The 12,179-nt window shown below is 39.6% G+C and carries 11 protein-coding genes; 8 read left to right on the top strand and 3 right to left on the bottom strand.

Annotated features, from left to right (window positions below):
* Positions 1-85 precede the first annotated feature (85 nt).
* Together ACRRSQ_RS07325 and rhlB are read right to left on the bottom strand one after the other, a co-directional pair.
* Entirely contained in the window at positions 86-1,579 is a 1,494-nt protein-coding gene (locus tag ACRRSQ_RS07325; RefSeq protein WP_440875059.1) for a Ppx/GppA phosphatase family protein, read from the bottom strand.
* Positions 1,580-1,585: 6 nt separating this feature from the next.
* A complete protein-coding gene (rhlB, locus tag ACRRSQ_RS07320) occupies positions 1,586-2,851 on the bottom strand; it encodes an ATP-dependent RNA helicase RhlB (RefSeq protein ID WP_440875058.1) in 1,266 nt (421 codons plus the stop codon).
* Positions 2,852-3,077: 226 nt separating this feature from the next.
* On the opposite strand from rhlB, the gene trxA reads away from it, so the two are divergent.
* The 6 genes from trxA to fre all read left to right on the top strand — a co-directional run bounded on the left by trxA (position 3,078) and on the right by fre (position 8,855).
* Entirely contained in the window at positions 3,078-3,404 is a 327-nt protein-coding gene (gene trxA, locus ACRRSQ_RS07315; RefSeq protein ID WP_440875057.1) for a thioredoxin TrxA, read from the top strand.
* Between the two features lie 244 nt (positions 3,405-3,648).
* Positions 3,649-4,908, top strand: a complete 1,260-nt coding sequence (gene rho, locus ACRRSQ_RS07310; RefSeq protein ID WP_440875056.1) for a transcription termination factor Rho — start codon at positions 3,649-3,651, stop codon at positions 4,906-4,908.
* Between the two features lie 123 nt (positions 4,909-5,031).
* The gene (locus ACRRSQ_RS07305) at positions 5,032-5,814 is read left to right on the top strand and encodes a substrate-binding periplasmic protein (protein WP_440875055.1); all 783 of its coding nucleotides are present in this window, start codon (positions 5,032-5,034) and stop codon (positions 5,812-5,814) included.
* Positions 5,815-5,851: 37 nt separating this feature from the next.
* Complete coding sequence (locus tag ACRRSQ_RS07300) at positions 5,852-6,553, top strand: substrate-binding periplasmic protein (protein WP_440875054.1); 702 nt, start codon at positions 5,852-5,854, stop codon at positions 6,551-6,553.
* A gap of 103 nt (positions 6,554-6,656) precedes the next feature.
* Positions 6,657-8,126 (top strand): 4-hydroxy-3-polyprenylbenzoate decarboxylase, encoded by a 1,470-nt coding sequence (gene ubiD / locus ACRRSQ_RS07295; protein ID WP_440875053.1) that lies wholly within the window; start codon positions 6,657-6,659, stop codon positions 8,124-8,126.
* 33 nt (positions 8,127-8,159) lie between these two features.
* A complete protein-coding gene (gene fre, locus ACRRSQ_RS07290; RefSeq protein WP_440875052.1) occupies positions 8,160-8,855 on the top strand; it encodes an NAD(P)H-flavin reductase in 696 nt (231 codons plus the stop codon).
* An 88-nt stretch (positions 8,856-8,943) separates the two neighbouring features.
* Here fre and ACRRSQ_RS07285 read toward each other — a convergent pair whose 3' ends face one another.
* A complete protein-coding gene (locus tag ACRRSQ_RS07285; protein WP_440875051.1) occupies positions 8,944-9,789 on the bottom strand; it encodes a peptidylprolyl isomerase in 846 nt (281 codons plus the stop codon).
* Between the two features lie 187 nt (positions 9,790-9,976).
* Between ACRRSQ_RS07285 and ACRRSQ_RS07280 the strand changes: the two genes are divergently transcribed.
* Positions 9,977-10,687 (top strand): DUF445 domain-containing protein, encoded by a 711-nt coding sequence (locus ACRRSQ_RS07280; protein WP_440875050.1) that lies wholly within the window; start codon positions 9,977-9,979, stop codon positions 10,685-10,687.
* Positions 10,688-10,914: 227 nt separating this feature from the next.
* Positions 10,915-12,102, top strand: coding sequence for an amino acid aminotransferase (locus ACRRSQ_RS07275; RefSeq protein WP_440875049.1), 1,188 nt, complete (start codon positions 10,915-10,917; stop codon positions 12,100-12,102).
* Positions 12,103-12,179 lie beyond the last annotated feature (77 nt).

Genomic DNA, 12,179 nt, shown 5'->3' with positions numbered 1-12,179 from the left:
CGTTTTATCTCATTAAAAAACCAATGCTCTATGCATTGGTTTTTTTCTGCTTAACGAGTTATTTATAAAAGTAACTTGCTTGGTATTACTCGGTGCCAATAATATCTATGGTATAGTCAATACTGTGTAAGTGTTGGCTTTCTTGTCGTAATTCATCACAAATTAGCGGATGAGCATGTAACCACTTTTTAGGTAGTTGCAACTCGATGGCTTTATCTTTTACCACACAGTTATGATGGGGTAAAACGTCGTCGTTCCTACGTCGACAAATAATAACGGCAAGTCTTAATATCACCAGTAGTTGGCAGGCATGTTCAAAGCTAACAGCAGACTGACTTTTTAAACGCTCAATATCGATATCGGCTTTATAACAAAGCACTAGTACCGCTAATAGTTGTCGATCGGCTTGGTCAAAGCCCGGCAAGTCAGCATTTTCAATAATGTACGTGCCATGTAGTTGATGACGTTTAAATTCAAGCAACAAGCCAATTTCATGTAAAGCACAAGCTGTTTTAAGTAGCTTGTAGCCATTGTCTTTAGTTATTTGCCAATCACTTTGGCAATAATCAAAGATCGCATCAACCGTTTCACTAACGCGATAAGCGTGCTCAGTGTCGATATGAAATTTTTCGGTCAATGAGGTAACCGTTCGTTGCCTTATCGTCAGCGCGCGCATGTCGGGCAACATTTCATAAAGTAAACCTTCACGAATAGCACCACTGGATAGTTGCAGCTCTTTTACATCAAAACATTCAAATAACGTGATAAGTATGGCAATGCCGCTTGCAAATACGGGTTTACGATCGGCAAGCAAGCCAGGTATTTTTAACTGGTCAAGTGATTGGCAGTTAATGATTTGTTTTTTGATTTGCGCAAGAAAGTTTGCACTGATTATTGCCGGTTGTTTTTGATGTAGCAAGATTTCAGCAAGGGCTTGCATCGTACCAGAACCGCCTAATACAATCTGCCAGCCTAAGTTTTTGTAGTCTTCAACATGTGGGCTAATTTCAGTTTTTGCTGCCAGTTGCGCCTTTGAAAAGTTGTTGCTATTAAACAAATCATCACTAAAGAACCGATTTCGAAAGGTAACGCAGCCAATATTTAAACTGAGTACTTTTTGGCAGTCAAACCCTTCACCAGCAACAATTTCCGTACTGGCACCGCCAATATCAAATACCAAGCGATTAGGTTTGCCACAACTGGTATGCGCAACGCCCAAATAAATTGAACTGGCTTCTTGCTCGCCGGTTAATACGGTAATATTTTTACCTAAAATGATATTGGCTTGTTTAATAAACTCGTCGGCATTGGTAGCGATTCTGAGGGTTGCAGTGGCGACAATGCGAATATTTTCTTCAGGGATGTCCTGTAGGCGTTCAGCAAAAAAGCTTAAACATTCAAGCCCGCGACTGATGGATGCTTGATCAAGCTTGTTATGACTATCTAATCCGGAAGCTAAGCGCACTTTGCGCTTAACTTTATCTACCACTTGTACGCTGTCTGCCACTAGCCGGGTGATCAGCATGTGAAAACTATTGGAACCTAAATCGATAACAGCATACAAAGGGTGAGCAGACATACTTATTTAATTCCTGCGACCTCGATTACCACTTTGACTTCTGTTGCGGTTTTGGCCACCATTGTTTGGCTTATGTCGGCGTTGGCGTGGTTTTGGTTTTGGCAGATCCGTTAATAAGGCATCGTGATCGTATTTAGTTACAGGCAAGGTATGTTCAATATACGTTTCAATCGCCGGCAGGTTAAATACATATTCTTCACACGCTAAACTAATGGCATGACCTGTTGCGCCAGCACGACCTGTACGGCCAATACGGTGAACATAATCTTCACAATCATCAGGTAAGTCGTAGTTAAAAACATGGGTTACCGCTGGAATGTGTAAACCGCGCGCGGCTACATCGGTTGCAACTAAAATATCGAGTTGGCCATTGGTAAACTGCTCAAGAATTTTTAAGCGCTTCTTCTGTATAACATCGCCGGTTAATAAACCTACGCGAATTTTGTCCGCTTCAAGGTGAGCAAATATCTTTTCGCAAACATGCTTGGTATTGGCAAAGATAATGGCTTTATCTGGCCACTCTTCTTCAATCAAGGTTTGCAATAACGTCATTTTGTCTTCATTTGAAGGGTAAAATAGCTCTTCGGTAATGCGAATATTAGTTTTTTGCTCAGGAGCAACTTCAACACTAACAGGGTCGTTCATATGTTCAAAAGCCAGTTCTTTTACTCTAAACGATAGCGTTGCCGAAAATAGCATGCTTAATCGTTCAGTTGCTGGCGGCATTTTACGGAACATATAACGAATATCTTTAATGAAACCTAAATCGAACATACGATCTGCTTCATCAAGTACAATAACTTCAATATTATTGAGGTTATATACACCTTGCTTTAGGTAATCGATTAATCGGCCACATGTGCCAATCAAAATATCTACACCTTGTTCAAGTTCTAAACGTTGACTTTCATAACCTTCGCCCCCATACACTATTCCAAGACGCAATCCTGTTGATTTTGCCATCTCAATTGCATCACGATGAATTTGCACAGCAAGCTCACGTGTAGGTGCCATGATCAAAGCTCTAGGCTGGTTATGATCAGGTTTGGGTTGTTGTAATAAACGATGAAATGTAGCCGCTAAAAAGGCGATAGTTTTACCTTCGCCCGTTTGTGCTTGACCTGCAATATCTTTACCTTCCAATAATACCGGAAGTGATTTTGCTTGAATTTCAGTGCATTGTTCGAAGCCCATAGCTTCTAAACCGGATACGACTTGCGGAGCAAGACTTAGATCGGTAAATTTTGTGTTTGATAGATGTGTTTTTTTCATAGCGCTAAGCTTAACAGGTAACGTGGTGAATAAAAAACAGTATTGTCAAATACCTGTATTTATCGTCGAATAAACAAAAATACACTCGAGATCGCTGAAAAAACCTATTTTATGTGATCTAGCTATGCGACTGAGAAAACAGTTATATAGTAGAGTTGGTATAAACCTATGATAGAGGTATAATCTCTATTAATTGGCAGTTAGGCCACCATGAACGGAGAAAGAAATGAGCGATAAAATAGTTCAGCTTACAGATGACAGTTTTGATACTGATGTAATCAATGCATCAGGTTTAGTATTGGTTGATTTTTGGGCTGAATGGTGTGGTCCGTGTAAAATGATCGCGCCACTACTTAACGACATTGCTGAAGAATATGCTGACAGCGTAACAGTTGGTAAATTAAATATTGACGACAATACAGGTACACCACCTAAGTATGGTATTCGTGGTATTCCAACTTTATTACTATTTAAAGATGGCAACGTTATCGACACTAAAGTTGGCGCGTTATCAAAAACACAATTAAAAGAATTTTTAGATAGCAACCTTTAATTCTTCTTTTAATAACATGGCATCAAATTGATAAACGATTTGATGCCAGTGTTTTATTTATTTGATCTATATCGTTAACTAATCAAATGAAATAGTTTTAAAATTAAGCAGTCGCTTTACGAAACTGAATTTTAATGCTAAATTTACTTTTCAAATACGTACATTTCTAACAAATCATACTCTTTTGTCTACACAACGCCAACTTGGCAGTGCACAACAACCATTATAGTTTAAGAACCCCACTATGAACCTTACTGAACTTAAAGAAAAATCGATTAGCGAGTTGCTAGCTCTAGCTGAATCAATGAAGCTTGACCACCTAGCAAGAAACCGTAAACAAGACATTATATTTGCTATTTTAAAAGCGCATGCAAAAAGCGGAGAAGACATTTTTGGCGGCGGCGTGCTTGAAATATTACAAGACGGTTTTGGCTTTCTTCGTTCGGCAGACTCTTCATACTTAGCGGGTCCTGATGATATTTATGTGTCACCTAGCCAAATTAGACGTTTTAGCATGCGCACCGGTGATACTATTCACGGTAAAATTCGCCCACCTAAAGACGGCGAGCGCTATTTTGCTTTATTAAAAGTTGCTGAAGTTAACTTTGATCGTCCAGAAAATTCTCGTAATAAAATCCTTTTTGAAAACTTAACGCCAATTCATCCAAACGGTCGTATTACCATGGAACGTGGTAATGGTAGTACCGAAGATATTACTGCGCGTGTATTAGACCTTGCATCTCCTATTGGTAAAGGTCAACGTGGTTTGATTGTTGCGCCACCAAAAGCGGGTAAAACCTTATTACTACAAAACATTGCGCAAAGTATTGCTCACAACCACCCAGACTGTGAGTTAATGGTATTGCTAATTGATGAGCGTCCAGAAGAAGTTACTGAAATGCAGCGTTTGGTTAAAGGTGAAGTTGTTGCCTCGACCTTCGATGAGCCAGCTAGCCGACATGTACAAGTAGCTGAAATGGTGATTGAAAAAGCAAAACGTTTAGTTGAGCACAAAAAAGACGTGGTGATTTTATTAGATTCAATTACCCGTTTAGCGCGTGCTTATAACACCGTTATTCCTTCATCAGGTAAAATCCTTACTGGTGGTGTTGACGCTAATGCATTACATCGCCCTAAACGTTTCTTTGGCGCGGCACGTAATATTGAAGAAGGCGGCAGCTTAACCATTATTGCCACGGCACTTGTTGATACTGGTTCGAAAATGGATGAAGTTATTTACGAAGAATTTAAAGGTACAGGTAATATGGAATTACACCTTTCTCGTAAAATTGCTGAAAAACGTGTTTTCCCTGCTATTCACTTTAACCGCAGTGGTACACGTCGTGAAGAGCTATTAACTAAGCCTGATGAATTACAAAAAATGTGGATTTTACGTAAAATCGTTCATGAAATGGGTGAAATCGACGCGATGGAATTCATGATTGATAAGTTAGCGATGACTAAAACCAATAATGAATTTTTTGATTCAATGAAACGTAAATAAGTCGTCGTTTTTACGTAAATAGTTAAAGCCAGCATTAGCTGGCTTTTTTATTTCTCTAGCAAAAGTACCATAATAAACGACTTTATCTATACTGTAGGATGAAAGTATTTTTTGGAACATTTAATGTCGCGCAAATCTATCCAGATAATCGTATTGATTATTTTTTGTTGGCTTTTACTGTTAAATAAAGGCAGTGCAAATGATCAGCAAAAATCGTTCGAGCAAAAACAATCAGTAAACCTTTATGCGTATCATCTAAAACCTCCTTTTATTGTTGATAAGAATAACAAAATTGGTTTGTATTACGACTTTGCCGACTACCTTAATAAAAATTCTCAGCATTACTTATTTGAAACTATCTTCATTCCGCGTAAGCGCATTGAAAAAATGCTAGAAGATGACAATTTTGACGGGTTGTTACTTGGGGTTAGCCCAGTATGGTTCAAAGATAAAGAAGAAAAAAAATACTTATGGACATCAAGCTTTTATCGTGACCGAGATGAAGTTATTTCTTCAGTCACTCAACCCATCGAATATAGCCAGCCGCAGTCATTAACAGGACATATTTTTGGTGGCGTGAGAGGGTTTTATTATTTCGGTATTAATGAACTAGTAGCGACAGGGAAAATTAAACGTCAAGACACTATCGGTGAAGCAGAGTTGTTAGATATGGTGCGTTATAAACGTGTAGATGCTGCAATCATTAGTCGTTCAACTTTCGATTTTTTAACGGTTAGCCAGTTCGATCGTCAAGCATTTCATTTGTCAGAAAAACCTCATGATGAATTTGAACGACGAATATTAGTTCCACATCAATATGTAACTATTTATCAACACATCAATGATATTTTGAACGATATTTCTACAGATCCTGATTGGCATAATATATTAGAACAGTATAATTAGTGAGCTGTTATAACGTTGTTGCCAGTTTGGTTTGATTATGCACGCTCGAATTTTTATTATAAGTTTTTTATTAACTTTCACTCTGCAGGCGCAAGCGGCAGAGTCAAATATTCACGTGGTCACCGAAGAGGCTTTTCCTCTGCAATACAGCCAAAATGGCGAAATTTCGGGGCCAACAACCGCGTTAGTTAAAGCGATATTAAATCATGCGCACCTTAATTATGATTTAACCATACTGCCATGGGCAAGAGCATATCAAGCAGCACTTACGTCTCCCAATACCTTAATCTACTCTATTGCGCGTACCGAAGATCGTGAAGACAAGTTTCAATGGATTGGCAGTGTTTTTGAGCTTGAATATCAACTAATGGGGTTAGCGTCTTTGCCATTAACTCAACCTGTAACCCTTGATAGCCTGAAAGATTTACGCATTGGCGTTATTCGAAATAGCGCAACTTATCAATATTTAACCCAGCAAAATTTTACCAATTTGCACGTGCTTGATCGCCCAGAACAAGTGATCCGTATGGTGATATCTAAACGTATTGATTTGTTCCCGATAGACAGTTCAGTATTTAAAGCGGTGTGTCGTCGCTTGTTAATTGATTGTCAGGGAATTTCAGCAAAATTTAAACTAGCACAACCCTCGACGTCATTGTATCTCGCGTTAAGTAACAGTTCAGATCGTCAGTTGGTCGAAAAATTACGCACCTCTTATCAATATATTATGGCGAAATAACGTCAAATTCATTGTCATTATCTACTAGGTTGAAGCGATATTATTATGGTCTACTGCTTCGTTATCGGTATAATGTCGGCAAATTTTTGGATACAAATCTAATATGAAATACAGTGATTTAAGAGATTTCATCGCTCAACTTGAAAAAATAGGTCAGTTAAAACGCATTAGTCAGCCGATTTCGACTGAACTTGCGATGACTGAAATTAGCGATCGTACCTTACGCCAAGAAGGGCCAGCATTATTATTTGAAAATCCAATTGGCTATGATACCCCTGTATTGACCAACCTTTTTGGTACGCCTGAGCGAGTCGCGTTGGCTATGGGTCAAGACGATGTTGCCGCTTTGCGTGAAGTGGGTAAGTTATTGGCAATGTTAAAAGAGCCTGAGCCACCTAAAGGATTTAAAGACGCTTTTAGTAAAATACCTGTCTACAAACAAGTATTGAATATGCCCGTTAAAGTGTTGCGCAAAGCCGCCTGTCAGCAAGAAATATTTGAAGGTGATGCGGTTGACTTAACTAAGCTGCCAATTCAAACCTGTTGGCCAGGTGATGTTGCGCCGCTGATCACTTGGGGACTAACGGTGACTCGTGGTCCACATAAAGAGCGCCAAAATTTAGGTATTTATCGACAACAGTTGCTTGGTCCAAATAAGCTCATTATGCGTTGGTTGTCTCATCGTGGCGGCGCGATTGATTTTCTGGAATGGAAAAAAGAACATCCGGGTGAAAAGTTTCCAGTGTCAGTTGCACTAGGTGCAGACCCTGCTACGATTTTAGGCGCAGTTACGCCAGTGCCAGATACCTTATCAGAATATGCATTCGCAGGTTTATTGCGTGGTAGTAAAACAGAAGTGGTTAAATGCATCAGCAACGATTTAGAAGTGCCAGCATCAGCCGAAATAGTCTTAGAAGGTTATATTGACCCAGAAGAGTTAGCGCCGGAAGGGCCTTATGGCGATCATACTGGTTATTACAACGAAGTTGATGACTTTCCTGTATTTACTGTTACCCATATTACCCAGCGTAAAGATCCTATCTACCATAGCACCTACACTGGACGTCCACCTGATGAACCCGCCATTTTAGGTGTGGCTTTAAATGAAGTCTTTGTGCCGATTTTGCAAAAGCAATTTCCTGAAATTCAAGACTTTTACTTGCCGCCAGAAGGCTGCTCTTATCGCCTTGCGGTGGTAACCATTAAAAAGCAATACGCAGGTCACGCTAAGCGCGTTATGATGGGAGTTTGGTCGTTCTTACGACAATTTATGTATACCAAGTTTGTCATCGTTTGTGATGACGATGTAAATGCCCGCGACTGGAAAGACGTCATTTGGGCAATGACCACACGCATGGATCCAAGCCGAGATACGGTATTAATAGAAAATACGCCTATCGACTATTTAGACTTTGCCTCGCCAGTTTCAGGTTTAGGTTCTAAAATGGGTATGGACGCAACCAATAAATGGCCCGGCGAAACAGATCGTGAGTGGGGTGTACCAATTACTATGCCAGATGACGTCAAACAAGAAGTTGACGATATTTGGGACGAGTTAGCTATTTTTAAATAGTTGTACCGAAAAATTATTTTTAGGGTTATTAAAATGCAAGCAATTGAATGTCAGGTTCAGTCAATATCATCATTAACTGATTATGTGTACAAGGTTTTGTTAAAGCCAAGTAGCGCCGTTGATTTTTTACCCGGTCAGTACCTAAATTTTGTCATGAGCGAAGACGATAAACGTCCATTTTCTATCGCAAGTTCACCTAATGCGGAATTTATTGAATTGCAAATTGGTGCCTTTGGTGAAGACAGCTATGCGATGCAGGTTATCGATCATATTAAAGCATCAGCGACGGTAACTGTTGAAATAGCGGCAGGCAATGCGCATTTACGCAGTGACAGCGAACGTCCAGTTTTATTAGTTGCTGGTGGTACCGGATTTTCTTACATTAAATCTATGTTTACCTACTTAGCTGAGCAAAAGTCGCAACGTGAAGTGATTGTTTATTGGGGCTTGCGTGATGAAAGCGCCTGTTATGAACTTGAACAAACACAAGCAACAATTAATAGTTTAGCTAACGGCAAGTTTATACCTGTTGTTGAAACTACGAGTGCTAGCTGGCAAGGCAAAGAAGGTTTAGTGCATAAAACAGTAATGACGGATATTGCATCGCTTGCCCCTTACGATATTTATATTGCAGGTCGTTTTGATATGGTTGGCATTTTACGCGACGACTTTTTAGCGCATGGCGCTGAAAAAGAGCACATGTATGCAGATGCATTTGCCTTTATCTAAGCTAATTTTTGCAAAACTATTGTTTGAAGGCTAACTGTTCAGTTAGCCTTTTTTGTACCATTGAAAAATAGAAAGCTTGAGAATCCAGCTATTGTATTCGCCTTGCTTTTACCGGTGTTTGGCAAATATCTAACACTGGAGGCGGCTTTTTAAAGAAAAAATCGTGAGGACGCGCTTTTCGTTTAGCCAGCTTTTGTTTGAACGCGTCAGTATTGGTCGCTTCAACTTCAATTAATATTTGTTCAGCTTTTGCAACATCACTCATCAGTTTCATCGAAACTATCGGTGTGTAATTCTTGTTATCAACCGCCTTGTCACCTTCAATCACGCTAGTGCGCACAATGCTTTGTACGTGCTCCATGCCATAAACCACACGACCAAATATCGTCATTAATCTATCTAAATAGCGTGGTGCTTGACCGTTTACAATGTAAAAGTGACTAGAAGCGGAATTGGCTTGGTTACTACGTGCCATGGCGATAACACCCGGGCAGTGGGTTAGCCAAGCCTTTTTCTCGTTAGCGTTATGGCCGATTGCAAAACCATCTTTAAAGCCTGTTTGCAATGCAAATAAATCATTGCTTTGTACTGGCGTAAATTGCCAAGACTTCGTTGTAGACCACTCACCTTCGAGGTTAAGCTTTTTCACACTTAGTTCTTTTCGACTATTTTTTTTAGGACCTGCTTGTGCAACAAAACCATCAATGACTCGGTAAAACTTATTGCCGTCGTAATGACCTTTTTTACTTAACTTAACAAATTGCTGGACATGGTTGGGTGAAAACTGTGGTGCAAGTTCAATCACCACTTTTCCATGGGGCAAAGTCATCAGTACTGTGTGCTCAGGATTTAGGCTTCGCCAAGTTATATCGTTGGCGGCACTTGGTAGTGTCACTAGCGCAATAAAGGCTATTAGCATGCTTGATATTTTCATTGATTTTTTACCTAAAGGTTTGGGACATTTAGTAAAACAAAACTTGCCATAAATTACTATGCCATAAATTACGGTGCCTTCAACTAATAGGTTAACAAGAAAAAACACCCTGCTCTAGATTAGCCTTGTCAGGGTTGCTAACATATCGCCTGTAATTCTTACCTGTCATTTTTTGTTGGAGCAAGTTGTGAACAAAAGCTTAATCACCAATGTTATTGCTATTGCGTTAACTCTTGTCGGCTATTTTGCCGAGCAGTCATTGGTTTTTACTATCGGTATTTTTGCCTTATCGGGCGCGGTGACTAACTGGCTTGCGGTGCATATGTTATTTGAAAAAGTTCCCGGCTTATATGGTTCAGGCGTTATCCCGGCAAGGTTTGACGATTTTAAAATAGCTATTCGTAATTTAATGATGGAGCAGTTTTTTACCGAAGAAAACATCGACCGTTTTTTGTCAGGCAATGCCAGTGCGTCAAATGCTATCGATTTTGCGCCTATTATTGATAAAGTTGATTTGTCTCCTGCCTTTGACAATTTAGTGGAAGTGATCGAAAACTCATCATTCGGCGCTATGTTAGCAATGGTTGGCGGTAAAGAGGCGTTGCAGCCGATGCGTGAACCTTTTATTGAAAAAATGAAGTTAGCCATTGGTGATATCTCTAAATCGGACGATTTCAATCAAGTATTGCGTAACGAGCTTGAACAGCCGTCAGTTATGGCGGGCATGCGTGACAAAGTAAGCGATATTATTGAAAAACGTCTAAATGAACTCACCCCTGAGTTAGTAAAGGAAATTGTGCAAAACATGATCCGTGAACATTTAGGCTGGTTAGTGGTTTGGGGCGGCGTGTTTGGTGGAATTATTGGCGGTTTAGCATCGCTAACTAATACCTTTTAACGGCTGACAAATATCAGTTTTCAACATAGTGATTTGGCGAGTGTGACAAATCGCTATGTGATAGTTTTTTTTATCATAAATATTCCACTATTTTTTTAGCACAAATGCTTTAATTTTCGCCTTATTGTCGTTATGCTGACGCTTTAATCCTCGGGTATTTTATTAACAACTTTTGCGAAGGCGTAATCGTTGTAAAATCCCACATTTTCTAGAAGGTAATTGTTATCATGTTTGGTCGCTTAACTGCTTTACCAGCTGATCCTATTTTAGGCTTATCCATTAAATATCGTGCAGACACTAACCCACTTAAGATTGATTTAGGTGTTGGTGTTTATAAAAATGAAGCCGGTGATACCACCATTTTAAATTGCGTTAAAAAAGCAGAAAAATATCGTTTAGAAAATGAATTAACCAAAACTTATATTGGTGGTACAGGTTCAGCATTATTCAATGAGCAAATGACGGCATTAATTTTTGGTGATCATCAAGTTATTGCCAACAATCGTGTAAAAACGGCTTCTACTCCAGGTGGTACAGGTGCTTTACGTGTTGCTGCAGAGTTTATCGCTCGTTGTAAAACAGGCGCTAAAATCTTTGTCTCAAACCCAACGTGGGCTAACCACAAAGGTGTATTTGAAGCTGCGGGTTTAGACGTACAAGAATACCCGTACTACGATTACGAAAACAAAACCTTAAACTTTGAAGCGATGTTAGCGGCGTTAAAAGAATTATCGAGCGATGATTTTGTTTTACTGCACGCGTGTTGTCATAACCCATCAGGTATGGATCTTAGCCAAGAACAATGGCAGCAAGTAGCACAGGTTGCTAAAGATGTTGGTTTTACACCACTAATTGACATGGCTTATCAAGGTTTTGGTGACGGCTTAGAAGAAGACGCATACGGCGTTCGCTTAATGGCTGATACGGTAACTAACATGATTTTATGTAGCTCATGTTCGAAAAACTTCGGTTTGTACCGTGAGCGTATTGGTGCTTGTACGGTTATTGGTGAAACGCCAGCAACGACTGACATTGCCTTTTCAATTGTATTAGGTGTTGCGCGTACTATTTATTCAATGCCACCAGCGCATGGTGCAGCACTTGTTGAAACTATTTTAAGTTCAGACGAGTTACGTCATGAATGGTTTAACGAACTAACAGAAATGCGTAATCGCATTAATGGTAACCGTAAAATTATTGTTGATAAATTAGTTGAGAAAGGTGTAACGCGCGACTTTAGCTTTATTGCTAATCAAAAAGGTATGTTCTCTTTCTTAGGTATTACCCCAGCGCAAGTACAGCAGTTGCAAGATGAATACAGCATTTATATGGTTGGTTCAAGCCGTATGAGTATTGCTGGTATTGCACCAAGCAATGTTGACTACTTAGCTGAGTCTATTGCTAAAGTACTTTAAGATTCATCGCTAATCCCGTAGATAAAGCCAGCATCTTAGCTGGCTTTTTTGTCTCTGATGTAACGTTATTTCGCCGC

Source organism: Thalassotalea sp. PLHSN55, assembly GCF_052030545.1.
GTDB lineage: Bacteria > Pseudomonadota > Gammaproteobacteria > Enterobacterales > Alteromonadaceae > CANMXU01.
Note: the sequence above shows the minus strand (reverse complement) of the source record. Positions and strands in the feature narration are given on the sequence as shown.

Coding starts and splice junctions, on each gene's coding strand:
- fre (WP_440875052.1), top strand. CDS start 8,160: ATGCAAGCAATTGAATGTCAGGTTCAGTCAATATCATCATTAACTGAT.
- ACRRSQ_RS07300 (WP_440875054.1), top strand. CDS start 5,852: ATGCACGCTCGAATTTTTATTATAAGTTTTTTATTAACTTTCACTCTG.
- ACRRSQ_RS07305 (WP_440875055.1), top strand. CDS start 5,032: ATGTCGCGCAAATCTATCCAGATAATCGTATTGATTATTTTTTGTTGG.
- rhlB (WP_440875058.1), bottom strand. CDS start 2,851: ATGAAAAAAACACATCTATCAAACACAAAATTTACCGATCTAAGTCTT.
- rho (WP_440875056.1), top strand. CDS start 3,649: ATGAACCTTACTGAACTTAAAGAAAAATCGATTAGCGAGTTGCTAGCT.
- ACRRSQ_RS07275 (WP_440875049.1), top strand. CDS start 10,915: ATGTTTGGTCGCTTAACTGCTTTACCAGCTGATCCTATTTTAGGCTTA.
- trxA (WP_440875057.1), top strand. CDS start 3,078: ATGAGCGATAAAATAGTTCAGCTTACAGATGACAGTTTTGATACTGAT.
- ACRRSQ_RS07325 (WP_440875059.1), bottom strand. CDS start 1,579: ATGTCTGCTCACCCTTTGTATGCTGTTATCGATTTAGGTTCCAATAGT.
- ubiD (WP_440875053.1), top strand. CDS start 6,657: ATGAAATACAGTGATTTAAGAGATTTCATCGCTCAACTTGAAAAAATA.
- ACRRSQ_RS07285 (WP_440875051.1), bottom strand. CDS start 9,789: ATGAAAATATCAAGCATGCTAATAGCCTTTATTGCGCTAGTGACACTA.